General features: G+C 70.5%; 12 protein-coding genes. 6 read left to right on the plus strand and 6 right to left on the minus strand.

Annotation, left to right across the window (positions count from 1 at the left end; genetic code table 11):
- Positions 1 to 18: 18 nt before the first annotated feature.
- From recD to recC, 3 genes are read right to left on the minus strand one after another with little or no spacing between them, the layout of a single operon-like run.
- Positions 19 to 1,890 carry an exodeoxyribonuclease V subunit alpha gene (gene recD / locus AB8619_RS05510; protein WP_436795457.1) on the minus strand — a complete coding sequence of 624 codons (1,872 nt, stop codon included), beginning with the start codon at positions 1,888 to 1,890 and terminating at the stop codon, positions 19 to 21.
- Positions 1,887 to 5,264 carry a UvrD-helicase domain-containing protein gene (locus tag AB8619_RS05515; protein WP_436795458.1) on the minus strand — a complete coding sequence of 1,126 codons (3,378 nt, stop codon included), beginning with the start codon at positions 5,262 to 5,264 and terminating at the stop codon, positions 1,887 to 1,889. Before AB8619_RS05515 ends, recD begins: the two co-directional genes overlap by 4 nt.
- Positions 5,261 to 8,716 (minus strand): exodeoxyribonuclease V subunit gamma, encoded by a 3,456-nt coding sequence (recC, locus tag AB8619_RS05520; protein WP_436795459.1) that lies wholly within the window; start codon positions 8,714 to 8,716, stop codon positions 5,261 to 5,263. The genes AB8619_RS05515 and recC overlap by 4 nt, the downstream gene beginning before the upstream one ends.
- A gap of 105 nt (positions 8,717 to 8,821) precedes the next feature.
- Between recC and proS the strand changes: the two genes are divergently transcribed.
- From proS to AB8619_RS05550, 6 genes are all read left to right on the plus strand, one after another.
- Positions 8,822 to 10,231 (plus strand): proline--tRNA ligase, encoded by a 1,410-nt coding sequence (gene proS, locus AB8619_RS05525; RefSeq protein WP_436795460.1) that lies wholly within the window; start codon positions 8,822 to 8,824, stop codon positions 10,229 to 10,231.
- Positions 10,232 to 10,353: 122 nt separating this feature from the next.
- On the plus strand, positions 10,354 to 10,878 hold the full coding sequence (gene rimP / locus AB8619_RS05530) for a ribosome maturation factor RimP (RefSeq protein WP_436795461.1): 525 nt from the start codon (positions 10,354 to 10,356) through the stop codon (positions 10,876 to 10,878).
- A complete protein-coding gene (gene nusA / locus AB8619_RS05535; protein WP_436795462.1) occupies positions 10,875 to 12,176 on the plus strand; it encodes a transcription termination factor NusA in 1,302 nt (433 codons plus the stop codon). Before rimP ends, nusA begins: the two co-directional genes overlap by 4 nt.
- Complete coding sequence (locus AB8619_RS05540; RefSeq protein ID WP_436796349.1) at positions 12,173 to 12,457, plus strand: YlxR family protein; 285 nt, start codon at positions 12,173 to 12,175, stop codon at positions 12,455 to 12,457. The genes nusA and AB8619_RS05540 overlap by 4 nt, the downstream gene beginning before the upstream one ends.
- Positions 12,458 to 12,610: 153 nt before the next feature.
- The gene (infB, locus tag AB8619_RS05545; RefSeq protein WP_436795463.1) at positions 12,611 to 15,508 is read left to right on the plus strand and encodes a translation initiation factor IF-2; all 2,898 of its coding nucleotides are present in this window, start codon (positions 12,611 to 12,613) and stop codon (positions 15,506 to 15,508) included.
- On the plus strand, positions 15,508 to 15,804 hold the full coding sequence (locus AB8619_RS05550; protein WP_436795464.1) for a DUF503 domain-containing protein: 297 nt from the start codon (positions 15,508 to 15,510) through the stop codon (positions 15,802 to 15,804). The genes infB and AB8619_RS05550 overlap by 1 nt, the downstream gene beginning before the upstream one ends.
- A 75-nt stretch (positions 15,805 to 15,879) precedes the next feature.
- Here AB8619_RS05550 and AB8619_RS05555 read toward each other — a convergent pair whose 3' ends face one another.
- The 3 genes from AB8619_RS05555 to AB8619_RS05565 form a co-directional block, all read right to left on the minus strand.
- Complete coding sequence (locus tag AB8619_RS05555; protein ID WP_436795465.1) at positions 15,880 to 17,127, minus strand: DUF222 domain-containing protein; 1,248 nt, start codon at positions 17,125 to 17,127, stop codon at positions 15,880 to 15,882.
- A gap of 62 nt (positions 17,128 to 17,189) precedes the next feature.
- Positions 17,190 to 18,404: a hypothetical protein gene (locus AB8619_RS05560; protein ID WP_436795466.1), complete on the minus strand. Its 1,215-nt coding sequence runs from the start codon at positions 18,402 to 18,404 to the stop codon at positions 17,190 to 17,192.
- Entirely contained in the window at positions 18,401 to 18,916 is a 516-nt protein-coding gene (locus AB8619_RS05565) for a sigma factor-like helix-turn-helix DNA-binding protein (protein WP_436795467.1), read from the minus strand. Before AB8619_RS05565 ends, AB8619_RS05560 begins: the two co-directional genes overlap by 4 nt.
- Positions 18,917 to 18,952 lie beyond the last annotated feature (36 nt).

An 18,952-nucleotide genomic window follows, 5' to 3' on the forward strand; every position in this document is an offset into this window, starting at 1 on the left:
CCCGGAACGAACAAGGGGTCAGGGCCAGAGGCGGTCGCGGAGGCCGGAGGCTCGGCTGACCGGGCGGTCGACCGCGGCCCGTACCGATGCCTCCGTCGCGACGAGGGTCACCGAGGTCTCGGCCCGGGTCACGGCGGTGTAGAGGAGTTCGCGGGTCAGGATCGGCGACGACTCGTCGGGGAGGATCACCACGACCTGCTCGAACTGCGAGCCCTGGCTCTTGTGGATGGTCATCGCGTAGAGCGTCTCGACGGCGGAGAGTCGGGTGGGGGACACGTGGACGATCTCGCCCCGCCGTTCGAACGCGCTGGCCAACCGATCGGTCTCGGTGGCCACGACCACGCCGGTGTCGCCGTTGAACAGCCCGAGGTTGTAGTCGTTGGCGGTGATCAGCAGCGGCCGCCCGGCGTACCAGCCGTGGGGCGTGTACCCGTCGATCGACTGGGTCAGCCACCCCTCGATCCGGCTGCGCCATGTCGACACGCCGTGGGGTCCCCGGCGGTGGGCGCAGAGCAACTGGACCCGCCGCATGGCCGCCAGCGCTGCCGCTGCATCGCCTCGGCGGCTGGCCTCGACGACGTCGGTCGCGGGACCGACGATCGCCGCTCGGACGGCCGAGTCGACCGGGCCGTCGTGCGCGTCGGTGCCGGCATCGTGGTCGAGCCACGTGACGCCCTCGGCTCCCTCGGTGAGGAGGCCGACGACCGCGTCGGCGTCGCCGCCCTCGATGGCGCGGGCGAGGGTCCCGATGCCGCCGGCGAACCGGTGCACGGTCCGGAGCACGACGATGCCTTCGGCCAACGGGCCGTGTGCGTCGTCGTCGTCGACCGCCGGACCGACGAGGTCGCCGAGCACCGCGCCCGCCTCGACCGACGCGAGCTGCTGAGGATCGCCGACGAGCACCAGTCGGGCGGTGGGGCGCACGGCCTCGATGAGACGTGCCATCAACGACAGCGAGACCATCGACGTCTCGTCGATGATCACGACCTGATGCGGCAGTTGGTTCGTCCGGTCGTGGCGGAACCGACTGTTGCTCCCCGGCGCCCGACCCAGCAGGCGATGGATCGTCGAGGCCTCGGTGGCGAGGATGGCGTCACGGATCGCCGGTTCGAGGTCGAGTCGCAGCGCCTGGGCGTGCACCGCCTCGGTGAGGCGAGCCGCCGCCTTGCCCGTCGGCGCGGCGAGCGCGATGCGCGGTGGCGTGCCGCCGGCAGCGACCTGCTCGTGCAGCAGCGCGAGCACGGCCGCGACCGTGGTGGTCTTGCCGGTGCCCGGTCCGCCGGCGATGACGGAGAACGAGCGCCGGACAGCGGTCTCGGCTGCGGCTCGCTGCGCGTCCGGCCCGTCGTCGGGGAACAGGCGAGCGAGACCGCGGGCGAGCGCGGCGCCGTCGATCTCGGGAACCGTCGTCTCGATCCGGCCGAGGACGTCGGCGACGATCGCTCGCTCGTGGCGCCAGTACCGGTCGAGTGCCAACCGGGTCCCGAGCAGTCGCACTGGACGAGCGTCAGCCTCGACTCGATCGGGGGCGTCGTCACCGACCGCGACCAGCGGCGACGCTTCGACCGCCCGGACCCATGCGACCGGGTCGGGCCACGGGAGTGCCGTCACATCGATGTCGACGCCCTCGTCGACCGTGGCCGTCGTGGCGATGGTGGCGAGGTCGACGGTGACGCTTCCGAGTCGCACGGCACGCACGGCGAAGGCGATGCCGAGCGCCACCAGTCCCGCAGTGTCGTCCTCCGACTCCGCGAGCCGGACGAGGGCACGCGCGACGTGGACGTCGGCGGCATCGAGCACCGTGGCCTCTGCGAATGCTCCGAGGAGCCCAGCGGCTGCGTGCGCTCGCCGAGCACCATCGAGGTCGACCACGGTCAGCGGCTGCGTCATCGGGCCGCCTCGTCGCGGCCGCGGTCCAACACGTCCGAGAGCCCGGTCACCAGCGCGACCGGCGGCTTCCACGCGAAGACCCCGCAGGGCTGTTCGTCGACCCGAGGGGTGTCGGGGCCGACCATGCCGCGCAGGAACAGGTACAGGACCCCACCGAGGTGCGTCGCCGGGTCGTAGTCGGGCTGGCGCCAGCGGAGGAACCGGTGCAGCGAGACGGAGTACAGCATTGCCTGCAGCGGGTAGTGGGCGGCCACCATCGCATCGCGGAGTGCGTCGGGGCGGTAGTGCCACGCCGACAGTTCTTCCCCGTCGACACCCAACCAGTTGCTCTTGTGATCGACCACGTAGAAGCGGGAGCCGGAGCGGAGCACGATGTCGATGGAGCCGCTGAGATAGCCCCGGACGGTCTGGTCGAGCTCCGGTGCTCGCAGGTGTTCGTCGTAGCCGTGGAGGACGTCGTCGTCGGGCAGCGTGCGGGCGACGACATCGGCGATGGCGTCGACCGACAACCGGTCGGCGCCGTTCGGTCGGTCGCCGCCGACGAGGGGAAGTTCGAAGTGCATCTCGTCGAGACGGTCCGCAGGCGCGACATCCCGTAGGGCCAGATCGTCGATGATCGGGCCGAGTGGGGTGTGGACGGCGGCGACGAGACCGGCCACCAGGCGGTCGGCGTCGATCTCGTCGTGGCCGCTCTTGTGGGCGGCCGACAGGGTCGAACGGATCTCGCCCGGGAGGTCAGAGGCCGTGAAGTCGACCTCCTCGAGCACGGCGTGGACGAGGGTGCCGAAGCGGGCGCCGCCGGCCATCTCCCCGAACACCGAGGGCACGGAGCGCAGCGTCTCCTCGCGGTCGTCGTCCGACCCGGCGGGGGAGGTCGTGTCGATGGTCAGGCGCTCGTCCTCGATCCCACGGTCGTCGTGTTCCGGGGCGAATCCGCCGGCATGGGCTTCGTAGGCCGCGGCCGTCAGCGCCGAGTACGAGGTCCGGCGCCACGACGTGTCGACGTCCCGTCCGAACCGGCGAACGCCGAGGGAATCGGCGGTCTCGTCGGCCGGCTGCCACGTGACCCCGGTTCCGCCGCTGGCCACCTCGATCGCCACGTCGCCGGGCGCCGACGCCGCCACGAGGTCGAGGATCGTGCGCGCCTTGTCGTCGTCCGGCGTGCGGGGCTGTTCTCCCGAGGACCGTCGCGGGTCGAGGAGGAGTGCGCCCAGCGGCGACTCGAACGCTCCGTACGTCGATGCCCACCACACCACGACCTGGTGCTTCGCCCGGGTCAGCGCCACGTAGGCCAGACGGAGTTCCTCGCCACGTGATTCCGCGATGTGTCGATCGATGTTCTCCTGGTGCCCGCGGCGGCTCCCACCCACGTCGATGCAGCGTTCGCCGTCGACGGGGTCGTGGTACAGCGGCGGGGCGTCGGGCGGGATCCACGCAGGACGCCACAGGAACGGCACGTGCACGATCGGGAACTCGAGTCCCTTGCTGCGGTGAATCGTCCACACCTGCACGGCCTGCGCGTCGGTGTCGAGCCGACGACTCTGCGCCTCGGCGTCTCCCTCTCGCTCGCTGTGCCGGATCCGTTCGCGCAACCACGCGATCAACGTCGACGGAGCGGTGTCGGCCGCCGTCCCGTGCTGGTGCAGCAACTCGGCGACGTGGCGGATGTCGGTGAGGGTGCGCTCGCCCCCCAGGACACCGAGGAGGCGCCCGGGGAGCTGCTCACTGCCGTTGACCTGCTCGAACAGCGCGGCGACGCCATGGGCCGCCAGCACCTGACGCCACTCGTGGAGCCGTCCGTGGACCTGGTCCCAGGCGGCGTCGTCGTTGGTCGCGACCTGCTCTGCGGTCCACCCGAAGAACGCCGTCATCGCGGCACTCCGCACCCGGGTCGTCGCTGCGGGCTGCTCGATGGCCTCGAGCAACGCCAGCCACTCGCGCGCGGCGACGGTGTCGAACACGCTTCCCGCGCCGTTGACCACCGTGGGCACACCGACCTCGGCCAGCGCGTCGCGGACGAGGTCGGCGTCCTTGTGGCGTTGGACGAGCACGGCGATGTCGCCAGGCCGGATCGGCCGTGTCGACTCCGAGCCATCGGGCCGGCGCTCGATCAGGGTCGCATCGCCGGAGAGTTGGAGGACGACGTCGGTGGCGAGGTCGCGTGCGACGAACGCGCGCGCCCAGTCCATCTGGAGGTCGCCGCTGTTGGGGGTGTGCGCCGCGCCGCCCACGTCGCGGCGGACGTGTCGGATCCGCAGTGGCGTGGTCCGGCGATCGCCGACCAGGCGCGATTCCTGGTGATGGGGCGCAGCGTTCGTCGACACGTAGGCGATGTCGGGATGCCCGAGCGTGGACTCGCCGAACACGGCATCGAGTCCGCGGAGCAGTCCGGCGTCGCTGCGCCAGTTGGTGGTCAGCGCCTCGGTCTTCTCGGCGCCATCCTTCGCGGCGAGGTAGGCGTGGACGTCGGCACCCCGGAACGCGTAGATCGCCTGCTTGGGGTCGCCGACGAGCACCAGCGACGTGCGGGACCCGGTGAAGGCATCGCGCAGGATGTGCCACTGCACCACGTCGGTGTCCTGGAACTCGTCGACCACGACCAGGCGGTACTGCTCCTCGAGACGACCCCGGACCACGTCGGCCTGGGGCCCCGACAGCGCTCGCTCGAGGCGGGTCAGCAGGTCGTCGTAGCCGATGACCCGCAGCTCGCGCTTGCGCTGTTCGAGTCGCTTGCGGACGGCGGCGGCGAAGCGCGAGCGCATCGCTCCCCAGGGGCTCTCGTCGTCGGGGCCGGGGACGATCCGAGCGTGGGGGTTGGTGATGACCTCGTCGGCGATCTGGCGAGCGATGCCACGCTCGAACGTGAACGCCACGTCCTTGTGGAACCGCTGCACGAGGAGGTCGTCGACGACCTGCTCGGTGAGGTCCCTCGGGTCCTCGAGGAACTCGACGTCGCGCTCGACGTCGCCGGCGAAGCCGACACGGCTGAGCACCTGCTCGCAGAAGCCGTGGATCGTGGCGATGGTGGCGGCGTCGAACTCGGCGACGACGCCGCGGAGTCGATCGCGGCGGAGCTGCACGGTGGCCGGGTCGCCCTCGCAGAGCCGCTGGCTCACCTCGTCGGCGGGCAAGACCCCGACGGCGAGGAAGGTCGCGAGGTCCGCCTCGGTCGCGACCAACCGTTGCCAGACGCGGTCGCGGAGTTCGCCCGTCGCCGCACGCGTGAACGTCACGAGGAGCAGTGCGTCGACGGGGAGTCCGTCGGCCACGGCCTCGACGGCCAACGAGGTGACCCGGTGGGTCTTGCCGGTGCCGGCGCTGGCTTCGATCACCGTGATGCCCGGAGCGATCCCGGCGATCGTCGTGGTGCTCATCGCCGACGCTCCACTGCGAGCAACGGATCCCACAGTCGACGGGAGAGGCGTCCGAGTCGGGAGGGTTCGTCCTCGGCCCAGCCCTCGCCTCGTTCGGCTGCCGTGGGTTCCATCGCGACCAGTTCGTCGAGACGACGGACGCCGCCGAACACGATCTGGTGGCTGCGGTCGGCGTCCTCGCCCGGGAACCGGTGGTTGGATTCCCAGTCACGAGCCGCGGACTTCTCGGGCTCCCGGCCGCGAGCACGTGCCTCGGCCCACGCTCCGGCCGTCTTGCACGGGATCGGGAGCGGCTCGCGCAGGCCTTGGCTGCGGAGTCGCACGAGGTCGGTCAGGTGGCCGATCGCCACCTCTCGCCGTCGATCCGGCGGTCCGTCGATCGGCCCCACCTCGACCACGCCGCCGCCGTTGCGCTGCTTGCCGACGGTGAGCGCCCGCCAGGGGCTTTCCGGTCGAGCGGCCGACAGCGCCAGCAGCCGGACCCACGCAACCAGCCGCTGGCGGGCGCCGATGCTGCTGAAGGACACCTGGCTGGTGGCGTCTCCCCGGATGCCCGTCACCGTCCCGACCAGCGACACGCTTCCGAGCGCGTCGACCTCACCCAGTGGGACGTCGATCTCCACCGACGACGTCACCCCGGCGGCGTCGACCGACTCGGCGACAGCGTGGATCCGGCTGGCGATTCCCTCGATCGACTCGATCGTCGCCCGGCCCATCGCCTGCGGAGGGAGCGCCCCGACCGCGAGTTCGGCCTCGACGGCCGCTTCGATCTCGTCGCCGGCGAGCAGTCGCTGGAGCAGGCGTTGACCGATCGCCCATCGCTGGAGCGCGTCGAGTTCGACGGGGATCGCATCGTCGAGCGCGTCGTCGTCCTCCCAGACGTTGAGGCCGAGGCGCTGCCGGAGGAACTCGCGCACCGGATGCTGCACGAAGCGCACGAGGTCGTCGAGGGCGATGACGGCGGTGGTCGGCGCCGGCGGCAGCGTGACGGGGAGGAACCGTGGCGCGGCCGAGCGGGGGGCCTGTACGGCACGGGCGCCGGCCAGGCCGACCAGGTCGAACGCCCACGGACCGCGGTCTCCGTCCACGCGATGCGCCGCCGGGTCGAACGGCTGGAGCGGATGCGATGTGGTGACGGCAGCACCGCCGTCGACCCCGTCGCTGGTGACCGCGGTGCGGTCGATCACGTCGAGCAACTCCGACAGCGGGACCGCCGGCGGTCGAGGCTCGTTGGTGCGCACGTCGGCGCCGGTCGTGGTGATGATCAGCCGGTCGGTCGCCGCGAGGAGTGCGTCGAGGAGCAGTTGGCGGTCCTCGGTGCGAGGGTCGCGGTCGCCGACGTGGGGGAGTCGCCGCAGCAGGTCGTCGCCGTCGGCGCGACCCGTACGAGGGAACGTCCCGTCGTCGAGCCCGAGGATGCAGACCACGCGGTGGGGCACCGCCCGCATCGGCACCAGGGTGCACATCGTGATCGCTCCGGTCCGGAAGTCGGCGCGCGTGGGCATGCCGCGCAGCCGATCGCGGAGGAGGGCACGGACCTCGGCCAACGACAGCGGCCCCTGCGCCGACTCGCCGTCGGCGGTCGCCTCGTCGAGCACCTCGCGGAGGACGTGGTCGACCTGCACGCGCTGCCAGGCATCGGCCGGTCGTGCGGCCATGAGGAGATCGACGCTCCGGCCGAGCAGTTCGACCCATTCACCGATGGGGTGCGCTTCCGCCGCCGAGCCGACGACGGTGTCGATGCGGTCGAGCACCTCGGCGAACCGTCCGGCGAGGTCGACGTCGCCGCTCTCGACGTCGTCGAGGGGGAGTCGTCCGCCCAACAACCGCGATCCGTCGGTGCTCATCGCCACGCCGAGCAGGACGCGGTCGAGTCCCGCTCTCCACGTGTTCGCGTCGACGTCGGCGAGTTGGTAGCGGGCCCGACGTGCACCGTCGAGCCCCCATCGCGCCCCGCTGGTCGACGTCCACTCCGCGATGCGCTCGATCGCGTCGTCGTCGAACTGGAACCGGGTCCGCACCGGTTCTCGGCCGATGAAGCTGATGAGGTCGGGGGCGGTGAGCCTGCTGTCGACCAGCGCGAGGAGCGTGTCGAGCGAGGCGAGCAGGGGGTTCGTCTGACGCAGCGACCGGTCGGCGAGGCGGTAGGGGAGGTACGGGACGCCGCGCTCGGGCGGTGCCGGCGCGCCGGGGTCCGGCCGCGGCGCAGCAGCACCGAACGTGGCGTGAAGCAGCGGCGCGAACTTGTCGATGTCGGGACACAACACGATGACGTCGCGCGGCTCGAGCGTCGAGTCGTCGGCGAGCGCGTGGCAGATGGCGTCGCGGGCGACCTCGACCTGGCGCGCCCGGCCGTGACACGAGTGGACCTCGATCGAACGATCCCGGTCGTCGAGCACGTGCCGCTCGTCGTCAACCCCAGGTCGTGGCCGGCCGACCGGTGCTCGGTCGTCGCGGACGTCGGCCTGGACGCGCTGCAGGAGGGATGTCGGCGGGCCGTCGTCGATCGGATGATGTGCGTGCACCGCGTCGGCGGCCGCCGTCAGCACCAACTGCATCTCACGCGTGTCGGTGCCCCAGGTCCGCAGCAGCGGGTTCTCGGCCAGGCCGGCCGTCGGGTCGTCGGCGCGAGGCAGGGGGAGCGGGGGGACCGACGTGGCTGCGACACGGTCCCACAACGTCGACGAAGGGTGGAGCGCGAAGAGGTGCACATCACGGCTCACCGCGATGGCGCGGAGCACGTCGAGGTAGGTGGCCGGCAGCCGGGTCAGTCCGAAGAGCGAGATCCGATCGGGCAGGTCGACCTCGATCGTGCCGGCCCGCAGACGCGCGCATGCCTGGGCGATGCGCTCCGGAGGGCTCGGCGTGGCGACCCGATCGCGGAGCGCCAGCCACAGCCGTGGCTGCCACTGGGCGTCGTCCGCGACCCCGTCATGGTGCGACGCGCCGCGGTGGTCGAGCCACGAGAGCACGAGGTCGGGGCGATGGATCCCGTACTGGTCGAACAGGTCGGCGAGGTGCCGTGCGGTGGCGAAGCGTCGGTCCTGGCGGAGGTCGTCGCCCGCCGACGTACCGGTCCCGTACCCGAGGTGGGTGGCGAGGAGGGCGAGCCATTCCTGCCCCATCGACTCGTCGATGACCTCGAGCAGCGGCCACACCAGCCGCTCGGGACGCCACGGATCCTCGCGACGGTCGACCCCGCTCGCTTCGGCGAGCACGTCGCCGACCAGCCGCCCGGGGAACGGGAAGTCGACGTTGGCGCAGACGCCGTCCTCGCGCCCGGGTCCGGTGCCGGCCGCAGCCGCGATCCGGTGCGTGAGCCAGCGCTCGACGCCCCGGGTCGGGACGGCGATCAGTTCCGGGGTGAAGGGATCGCCCGTGGGCGCGGTGACGACGTCGACGAGCGCGTCGACGAGTGCATCGGCTCGCGCACTGCGGTGGATCTGGAACATGGACTCCGGGGTACCCCTCACTCGTGACGGGTGATCCTGCCACCTCCGCGGCCGACCCCGAACCGATCCCGGTCCGCCCGCCCCTGCCACGTAACCTCGCATGCCATGGCTCGCAAACCCGTGCTCACGCCCCAGTCGGAGGACTTCCCCCGCTGGTACCAAGACGTCATCAACAAGGCGGAGCTGGCCGACAACGGCCCGGTGCGCGGGACGATGGTCATCCGCCCCTACGGCTACGGCCTGTGGGAGCGGATGCAGTCCGAGATGGACGATCGCATCAAGGCCTGCGGCGCCGAGAACGCGTACTTCCCCCTCTTCATCCCCCAGAGCTACCTGACCAAGGAAGCCGATCACGTCGAGGGGTTCGCTCCCGAGTTGGCGGTCGTGACCCACGGCGGCGGCAAGGAGCTCGAGGAGCCCATCGTCGTCCGGCCGACGTCGGAGACCGTCATCGGCGAGTTCATGTCGAAGTGGACCCAGAGCTACCGCGATCTGCCGCTCCTGTTGAACTCGTGGAACAACGTCGTGCGTTGGGAACTGCGGCCCCGGATCTTCCTCCGCACCACCGAGTTCCTCTGGCAGGAGGGTCACACCGCGCACACGACCCGCGAGGACGCCAACGCCTACGCCACCCGGATCCTGCACGAGGCATACGCCGACTTCATGGAGAACGTCCTGGCGATGCCGCTCTTCCTCGGGATCAAGCCCAGCTACGACCGCTTCGCCGGCGCCATCAACACCATGGCGTGCGAGGCGATGATGCGCGACGGCAAGGCCCTCCAGATGGGGACCTCGCACGAGCTCGGCCAGAACTTCGCCAAGGCCTTCGACATCAAGTTCCAGAGTGTCGATGGGCAGGAGGAGATGGCGTGGACCACGTCGTGGGGCACCTCCACGCGCATGGTCGGTGGCCTCATCATGTGCCACGGCGACGACAACGGCCTCCGGGTCCCTCCGGCACTGGCCCACATCCAGGCCGCCGTGCTCCTGATCCGCGACGAGGACGGCGCCGGCGAGGTGGCGGCGAAGCTCCACGACGATCTGGTCGAGGCCGGCATCCGGTCGCGCCTCGACGCCAAGGTCGACTCACCCTTCGGGCGTCGAGCGACCGACTGGGAGCTCAAGGGTGTCCCCGTCCGGGTGGAGATCGGCCCGCGCGACGTGGCCGAGAACCAGGTCACCATCGTCCGTCGCGACACCGGCGAGAAGCGTCCGGTCCCGATCGACATGGCTGCCGCGACCATCAAGGGTCTCCTCGAGGAGATCCAGACCTCGCTCTACGACGAGGCGCTGGCCTTCCGCGACGCCCACACGACCGACACCACGTCGGTGGCCGAGGTCCTGGCTGCGGCCAAGTCCGGGTTCGCCCGCGTGCCCTGGAGCGTCGTGGCCGACGCCGAGAAGGAACTGGCTGCCGAGGCCGTCACCGTGCGCTGCATCCAGCGAGCCGACGGCTCGGTGCCGGCGAACGAGGACGAGGCCGACCTCGTCGCGATCTGCGCCCGCTCGTACTAGCGGTCGTCGCAGCTGGGACGGAGGCGGTAGAGTCGTCGCAGCAATTCGTTCCAGTCTCGGAGCGTGGGCCTCGGGCCCACGCTTCTTTCGTGTCCACCGAGTGTTCGAAGGGAGTTCACCCCATGGCCAAGACCGATCTCGTCCACACCATGGCCGAACCCCTCGCCGCCGCCGAGGGTGCCGACGTCTACGACGTGACCTTCAACGGCGGCAAGTTGTCCGTGGCCATCAACCGCCAAGGCGGCATCGACCTCGACACGCTCACCGCCATCAGCCGTGAGCTGGGCGAACAGCTCGAGGAACGCGACGTCATCAGCGGCAGCTACACGCTCGAGGTCACGAGTCCTGGCCTCGAACGCCCGCTCCGAACGCCCGGCCACTACGCCGGTGCCGTCGGCGAGGACGTCACCATCCGCACGACGCCCGACACCGAGGGCGAGCGCCGCGTGCGCGGCACGATCATCGCGTCCGACGAGACCACGGTGACCGTCGAACTCGAGGACGACGGCGGGCAGCGCACCCTCGACCTCGACACCATCGAACGGGCCCGCACCACCTTCTCCTGGGGCCCCGAGCCCAAGCCCAACTCGCGTCCGGGGAAATCCGGATCCGGGAAGCAATCCCAGAACAAGAAAGAACGATCATGAGCAGCTCCGACATGTTCGACGCCCTCCAGGCCCTCGCTGCCGAGAAGGGCATCTCCGTCGACACCCTCATGGCCGCGCTGGCCGATGCCCTCGAGTCCGCCTACAAGCGGATGCCCGATGCCTACGAGTACGCCTGGGTCACCATCGATCCCGGCACGTTCGACATCCGGGTGTTCGCCCAGGAACTCGACGAGATCGAGGGCACGCCGATCGGCGACGAGTTCGACGTCACGCCCGAGAACTTCGGTCGCATCGCCGCCCAGACCGCCCGCCAGGTCATGACCCAGCGGATCCGCGAGGCCGAGCGTGAGCTCAAGTACGAGGAGTACGCCGGCCGCGAGGGCGACATCGTCACCGGCATCGTCCAGCAGAACGACAGCCGCTACACCCTCCTCGACCTCGGTCGGGTCGAGGCGCTGCTGCCCCAGGCCGAGCAGGTCCCGCACGAGCGTCCCGAGAACAACGCCCGGCTCAAGGCCTACATCGTCGAGGTCCGCAAGACCGCCAAGGGCCCGCAGATCGTCGTCTCCCGCACGCACCCCGGCCTGATCCTCGAGCTGTTCAAGCTCGAGGTGCCCGAGATCGCCGACGGCATCGTCGAGATCAAGGCCTGCGCCCGCGAGCCAGGACACCGCACCAAGATGGCCGTGGCCTCGAACCAGCCCAACGTCGACCCGGTCGGCGCCTGCGTCGGTGCCCGCGGTTCCCGCGTGCGTCAGGTCGTGACCGAGCTGCGGGGCGAGAAGATCGACATCGTCGCCTACTCCGAGGATCACTTCGAGTTCGTCGCCAAGGCCCTCCAGCCCGCACGGGTCAAGGAGGTCCGCATCGACGAGATGAGCGGCACCGCCATGGTGATCGTTCCGGATCACCAGCTCAGCCTGGCCATCGGCAAGGAGGGCCAGAACGCCCGCCTCGCCGGCCGCCTGACCGGTTGGGCCATCGACATCAAGTCCGAGACCCAGCTCGCCGAGGCCGAAGCCGCCTACGCCGAGCAGGACTGGGCCGAGGGCGAGTGGGTCGTCGACGAAGAGACCGGCGAACAGGTCTGGCAGCCTGCCGAGGGCGGCCCGGCCGTGTCGGCCACCGAGTACATGGAGACGCCGGCCGAGGAAGCTCCCGCCGAGGAGGCCTCGACCGAGGAAGCCCCCGCCGAGGACGTCGCTGCTGCCGACGAGGAAGCTCCCGCTGAGGAGGCCTCGACCGAGGAAGCTGCCGACGAGGACGCCCCTGCACCCGCCGAGGAGGCCGCAGTCGCGGCCGAGCCCGCGGAGCCGACGGAAGACGAGACGACCTGAATCCACCGCAGCGGACGTGCGTCGGGTGTCACCGGATCGGTGACGCCGACACGCTCGCCCGCTTCGTCCAGCAGGAGGGAACCGTCCAGTTCGGTCCTACACTGCCGGGACGAGGCGCATGGTTGTGTGCCGCGACACTCGTCGAGTGCGCGGAAGCAGCGGTGCGTCGCAAGGCCTTCGAACGGGCATTCCGGTGTCCGATCGTTCCTGGTTCCGTCGAGGCTGCAGTCCAGACCGCAGCCACCTCGGTTCGTCCCCCGCCCCAGAACGCGCGAGGATGATCAATTGCGGCTCGGTTCCTAGGACCCGGGCCGATGTCACGCACCGGCGACTGGTCTCACCGAACGGCCCGCCCAGACAGACAGCATCTCACCGCATGTAACCGCCCAAACCGAAACACAGCGAAACGAAGACTTTTGGCATCGAAGATCAGGGTGTACGAGCTCGCACGAGAGCTCGGGCTCAGCAACAAGGAAACCGTCGACCTCTGCAACGACCTGGGGATCGGCGTCAAGAGCCACTCCTCCAGCATCGTGGAGGCCCAGGCTGACCGCGCGCGCCGCAAGGCCGAGCGCGAGGGCCTGATCCGGGAGCCGATTCCGGAGCCCGAAGCGGCACCGGCCAAGGAAGAGGTGCCGGCCAAGGCTGCGTCCTCGAAGAAGGCGGCGCCGAAGAAGGCCGCTGCGGCCAAGAAGGCCGCTCCGGCGTCCGAGGCACCGGCGAGCCCCGCTCCCGACGCCGCTGCGCCCGCCGCCGAGGCACCCACCACGCCGGCCCCGCCCGCCGCTGCGCCGACGGCTCCCGCCCCGCCGGCACGCGCCGCCGGCGATGCGCCCGCCGCCCCGCGGCCCGACCCGTCGAGCGCCCCGCGCCCGCCTGCGGTCCGGCCCACCAAGATGGTCCGATCGAGCGGCAGCAGCGGCCCGCCGCCCCGGCCGGTCGAGGAAGCGCCGGCTCCGCCGGCAGCGCCCGCCGCCGAGGCTCCGCGTCCGCCCGCTGCGGCACCGCGTCCGCCGTCGGCTGCCCCGATGCCGCCGAGCGCCGCCCCGACGCCGCCTCCGGCCGCCGCCCCCGCGCCGCCCGCCGAGGCTCCTGCTGCCGAGAAGCCGGCCGAGTCGCGCCCCGCCGCGGCCCATGCCGATCCCGGCGCCAAGCCCTCGTCGCCCACGGCGCCTCCGACCTCCGCGTCGGGCAAGCCGATCCCGCCGCCCCCGCGCTCCGCGTCGGGCAAGCCGATCCCGCCGCCCCCCGGCGCCGGCGGTCGCGGTCCGGTGTCGCCCAGCGGCCCCGGCAACCGTCCCGCCCGTCGTGGCGCAGCCGGCCAGGTCCGCTACACCCCGCCGCCTCCCGGTGGCGGCCCCCGCCCCGGCGGTGGCCCCGGTGGCGGTCCCGGTGGTGGACGTCCCGGTCCCGGTGGCGGTCGCCGCCCACCGAAGCGCCGTGGTGGTCGTCGCCGTCGCAACCGTGACGAGCTCCAGCCGATCGAGGCTCCGAGCTTCACGCCGGCCGACGCGCCGATCCCCGAGGGCGAGATCGTCATCGAGCGATCGAGCACGCCGCAGGACATCGGTCCCAAGTTCAACCGCACGGCGTCCGACGTCGTCCGCTTCCTCATGGAGCAGGGCGAGATGGTCACCGCGACCATGTCGTTGACCGACGACATGATCGAGTTGTTCAGCGCCGAGCTGGGCGCCGAGGTCCGCCTCGTCGATCCCGGCGAGGAACAAGAGGTCGAGCTCCAGAAGCGTCTGGGCGTCGACGAGCTCTTCGGCTCATCGGGCGAAGACGACGACGACGAGGACGACGACACGCCGCATCGGCCCCCGATCGTCACGATCATGGGTCACGTCGACCACGGCAAGACCAAGCTCCTCGACCACATCCGTCAGGCCAACGTTGCCGAAGGCGAAGCCGGTGGCATCACCCAGCACATCGGCGCCTACCAGGCGGCGAAGGACGGCCAGGCGCTGACCTTCATCGACACTCCGGGTCACGAGGCGTTCACCGCCATGCGTGCTCGCGGCGCCGACGCCACCGACATCGTGGTGCTGGTCGTGGCCGCCGACGACGGCGTCATGCCCCAGACCCTCGAGGCCCTCAGCCATGCCAAGGCGGCCGAGGTCCCGATCGTGGTCGCGGTCAACAAGATGGACCGTGAGGGTGCGAACCCCGAGCGGGTCATGCAGCAGCTCTCCGAGCACGACCTGATCCCCGAGGAGTGGGGCGGCGACACGATCTTCGCCAAGCTGTCCGCCCTCACCGGTGACGGCGTCGACGATCTGCTCGACAGCCTCCTCCTCGTCGCCGAGGTCGAAGACCTCCGAGCCGATCCCGAGGGTCGTGCCGCCGGCACCGTCCTCGAGTCGCATCTCGACGTCGGTCGCGGCCCTGTCGCCACCGTCCTCGTCCAGCGCGGCACCCTCAAGGTCGGCGACCCCCTCGTGGCGGGTGCGGCCTTCGGTCGTGTCCGGGCCCTCATCGACGATCACGGCAACCAGGTCAAGGAAGCCGGCCCGTCCGTGCCCGTCCAGGTCCTCGGCCTCAGTGATGTGGCCGACGCCGGCGATCAGTTCGTCGTCGCTCCGGACGACAAGACGATGAAGGATGTCGCGGGCAAGCGCGACCACTACCACCGTCAGGCCAACCTCGGCCGCGAGGCCGCCGGTCTCGGCGGCGGCGCCAAGCTCGAGGACATCTTCTCGGCCATCCAGGCCGGCGAAGCCGCAACCCTCGGTCTGTTGATCAAGACCGACGTGAGCGGTGCGCTCGAGGCACTCACCGAGTCGCTGAAGAAGCTCGAACGCGACGAGGTCAAGATCAGCTTCGTGCACCGCGGTGTCGGTGGGATCACGGAGAACGACATCCAGTTGGCCGCTGCGGCCGATGCCACCATCATCGGCTTCAACGTGCGCCCGGACCGCAAGGCCCGCCAGCTCGCCGATGCCGAGGGTGTCGAGATCCGGACCTACGAGATCATCTACAAGGTGATCGAGGACATCGAGGCCGCCGTGCTCGGTCTCCTCGAGCCCGAGTACGAAGAGGTCGTCACCGGCGACGCCGAGGTCCGCGAGATCTTCTCCGTGCCCCGCATCGGCAAGATCGCCGGTTGCATGGTGCAGAGCGGTGTCATCACCCGGAACTCCAAGGTGCGCTTCCTCCGTGAGGGAACGATCATCTGGAAGGGCACGATCCAGTCGCTCCGTCGCTTCAAGGACGATGCCACCGAGGTCCGTGCCGGCTTCGAGTGCGGTATCGGCCTGTCGGACTTCCAGGACCTCAAGCCTGGCGACATCATCGAGACCTTCGACGAGAAGGAAATCGCTCCGACCTGATGGGGCTCAAGAGCGCCGTGCTCGAGGTCGAGTTGCGGATCCCGCTCGGGGATTCATTGAAGGCGAAGCGCTCGGTCATCCGGCCGATCCTGGACGGCGCGCACCGACGCTTCGGTGTGTCGTCGGCCGAGGTCGATCGTCAGGGCGACTGGGACGAAGCCGTCCTCGCGTTCTCGACCGTCGCCAGCTCGGTGTCGCAGGTGAACGACGTCCTCGACTCGGTCGACCGCTTCGTGTGGTCGTTCCCCGAAGTCGACGTCGTCGCCACCGAGCGCTACTGGGTCGACACCGCCTAGCGACCGGCACAACAGCCAGCACGCGTCGAAGCACCCGGATCGGGCCGAGTACTTCGACGGAATCGATTGTCCTGCTCAGCGGGCGGTGGTGAACAGGTCGTCCTGGATCGACACGCCCGGTGGCGGGTCGTTGGTCATGGGATCGGGTGGTGCGTAGCGCCGGGCTCCGATCGGGCCGACGAGTCGGAGTCGCTTCCGGGTCTTGATCCGATGATGATGCGGACAGAGCCAGCAGAGATCGTCCAACTCGGTCTTGCGGGTGAGTGTCCAGCCGGTGACGTGGTCGATCTCGAGATGGTGGGTGCTGCCGCACCCGTCGATCTCGCAGCAGTAGCCCCGTAGTTCGAGCGCCGTGCGCTGGTGCGCGGTGACCTGTCGACCCAGGTGGGTGACGTTGCGGATGTCCTTGCCGTCGGTGAACACGATGGTCACGAAGGCGTCGGCGAGCATGGCGCGGATGGCGGAGACGGAGACCGGCCCGACGCCGGCGATGACCGAGGTCTCGCCAGGGAGGATGTGCCCACGGTTCAGGGCGGCGACGTCGACGATGCCGATCACCTTGCGCTCGGGCCGGACAGCCGAGGACCCGGACCTGGCGCCACCGGATGCCCCGGTCAGCAGCCCATGGACGACGTCGGCGGCGTAGGCCTCGAGCGGTTCGAACCGTCCGGCATCGCGAGCGTCGGCAAACGCACGGTCGATGCCGGGCTTCAAGGCGGCGTCGACCTCGGCACCCATCTCGCCTGGGAGCTTGAGGTGCAGGTTGTACATGCCGTCCTCGTCCTTCCACCGGTGGAGGCGGCGGGCAGCGTGGTGACGCCGGCGGGTCGCTTCGCGATCCTTGTCAGCTCGGGCTCGTGCGTCGGCGGCCCGCTGCTTCAAGGTCTGGAGCGACTCCTTCTTCGCAGTGCGGAGGAGCTCGTCTTCGTCGTCGGGGGACGCCGACGCCCCTGACGACACCGCGTCGGCCTGGTCGGGGGAGAGGTCGCCCTGCCGCAGCGCGTTGTCGACGCCGGGGGTGTTGGTCAGGTTCTTGCTGGTCTGCAGCGAACGCCGGGCCCGCCCGACGGACGTTCCGGTCTTGCGGGCGATCTCGTCCTCGGCGGATCGTGACCCGTTGCGCTTCCAGTCACCCACCTCGTCGAAGCGGGCGGACATCCGCACCACGGCGCCGGTCACCAACTTCTGCATGTGGACCAGCGCATCGAAGACGGTGGACACGTCATCGGCGTGGATCAGCGCAGGATCGAGCGAGGAGCAGAGCAGGGCGATCGCCTGCTCCTGCACCTCCACATCTCGGACGCCTACGCCAGACTCGAACATGAGTTCGAGAATAGCAGTGCATTTCAACCCTTGCAAGGGTTTCTGGAGATATTTCCCCTCCCCTAGGCACACCCCTCGTCGTCGCCCCAGAACGAGGCGTCGCTGACCTTCACCGTCTGGACGGCATCGCCTTGGAGATAGAAGGTCAGCGCCCGGTCGCCGCTCTGCACGGCAGCGACGTCGCGGTAGTAGGCGAGCAGTCCGTCGGTCGGTGCGTCCCAGCCGTCGGCCCGATCGACCACGAGGTCGTCGCCGTAGATCCGCTGGAGACTCTCGAGCGTCGTCCCGACGCCGACGCCGGAAGCGGTCCGGTAGCGGGGGTTCTCCCAGACCTCGATGCTGATGACGGTGCCGACGTCGCCCTCGATCGACACCAGGCCGCCGGGGGGTTGGTCGCCGTCGTGCGTCGGCTCGCCCGGCCCCCAGTAGCCGCACGTCGCCTCAGGACTCTCGTGTCGTTGGAAGTCCGACGGTCCGAAGGTCTGCCCGAGGGCGACGTCGCCGACTCCGTCGAACGTGATCTCCCGGCCGGGCTCGGGCGCCGCCAGGTCGGGGCCCTCGGGGGCGGGCAACCCACTCGACCCGGGCTGCGGCGGGGTGAACGAGGCGAAGTTCTCGGACTGGTCGACCATCAGGACGTACGGGCCCTCGCCGTCGAGCAAGGTCTGGCCGAGCACGAAGTCGAAGGTCGCCGGCAGGTCGGCCCGATCGACGGCGAGCAGGATGGTGCCGGGCGACAGCGAGCTATCACAGGCCTCGACGGGCTCCGAGAAGTGTGGGCGAAACGAATCTCCGTCGCGGTCCAGGCCGCTGACTGCGCCGCCACACCGTGCTGCTGCTGACACCGTGAAGGACAGGACCGCCCGCTCGGTGAAGTCGACGGACGGGATCTCCTCGGGCGACCCGAACGCTGTCCATTGGTCGACGAACGCGTCCTCGATGCCCAGGAACGCGATCGAGCCGAGTTGCGAGGCGTCGAGGAACGCGCCGAGCGAATCCCCGGGAACGTCGGCCTCATCGACCGGGACAGGAGGTGCGCTGGTCGACGTTTCCTCGCCGCCATCAGCCACGAGTTGCTCGTCGTCGCCCCCGGCCACGACGACTCCGATCACCGCCACGAGGGCGATGACTGCCGCCGCAGCGACCAGCAGGACGGGTCGGGGCCGACGAGCGGCCCGGGAAGGCGTCGACCCCGATGCCCGGTCGATGTCGACGTCTGCCTCGACGTCACGTCGCAGGCGCTCGGCCTCGTTACGGAGTCGGTCCTGGATCCTCATGACTCGTCCTCGATGTCGTCGGATTCGTACGTGTCGCCCAAGCGCTCGGCCAGGGTGCGGTGGGCTCGGTGCAGATGGACACGAGCCGTCGCCTCGGCGCAGCCCATGGCCTCGGCGATCTCGGCTGTCGACAGGTCCTCGACGTAGCGGAGCGCGACGGCGGCCCGTTGTTGCGCCGGCAGCGACGCGACCTCGGACCACAGCGGATCGAGCACAGCGGGCCCAGACCGACCGCTGCTGCCGCCCCGCATCGCTCCCAGCCGACGCAGCGCCCGGCCCTCTCGCCCCCGCCGTCGGCGCTCGTTCGACGCCCGACCGATCAGCGCTCGGCGCGTGAAGGCGATGGGGAGTTCGTATCTCGAGACGTCAGACCATCGTTCGTGGGTGATGCGCAGCGCTTCCTGCGCCAGGTCCTCACCGGTCGCCCGATCGCCGGTCAGCGCAGCGCCGAGTGCGACGAGCGACGCGTACTGCGCTCGGAAGAACTGCTCGAAGGTGGAGACCTCGGCCACGACGATCACACCCTCACACACACCGCAGGACGGTGA

Origin of the sequence: Actinospongiicola halichondriae (genome assembly GCF_049103745.1) — a bacterium.
GTDB lineage: Bacteria > Actinomycetota > Acidimicrobiia > Acidimicrobiales > Salinilacustritrichaceae > Salinilacustrithrix > Salinilacustrithrix halichondriae.

Coding starts and splice junctions, on each gene's coding strand:
- recC (WP_436795459.1), bottom strand. CDS start 8,716: ATGTTCCAGATCCACCGCAGTGCGCGAGCCGATGCACTCGTCGACGCG.
- rimP (WP_436795461.1), top strand. CDS start 10,354: ATGGCCAAGACCGATCTCGTCCACACCATGGCCGAACCCCTCGCCGCC.
- proS (WP_436795460.1), top strand. CDS start 8,822: ATGGCTCGCAAACCCGTGCTCACGCCCCAGTCGGAGGACTTCCCCCGC.
- recD (WP_436795457.1), bottom strand. CDS start 1,890: ATGACGCAGCCGCTGACCGTGGTCGACCTCGATGGTGCTCGGCGAGCG.
- AB8619_RS05515 (WP_436795458.1), bottom strand. CDS start 5,264: ATGAGCACCACGACGATCGCCGGGATCGCTCCGGGCATCACGGTGATC.
- AB8619_RS05560 (WP_436795466.1), bottom strand. CDS start 18,404: ATGAGGATCCAGGACCGACTCCGTAACGAGGCCGAGCGCCTGCGACGT.
- AB8619_RS05550 (WP_436795464.1), top strand. CDS start 15,508: ATGGGGCTCAAGAGCGCCGTGCTCGAGGTCGAGTTGCGGATCCCGCTC.
- AB8619_RS05555 (WP_436795465.1), bottom strand. CDS start 17,127: ATGTTCGAGTCTGGCGTAGGCGTCCGAGATGTGGAGGTGCAGGAGCAG.
- nusA (WP_436795462.1), top strand. CDS start 10,875: ATGAGCAGCTCCGACATGTTCGACGCCCTCCAGGCCCTCGCTGCCGAG.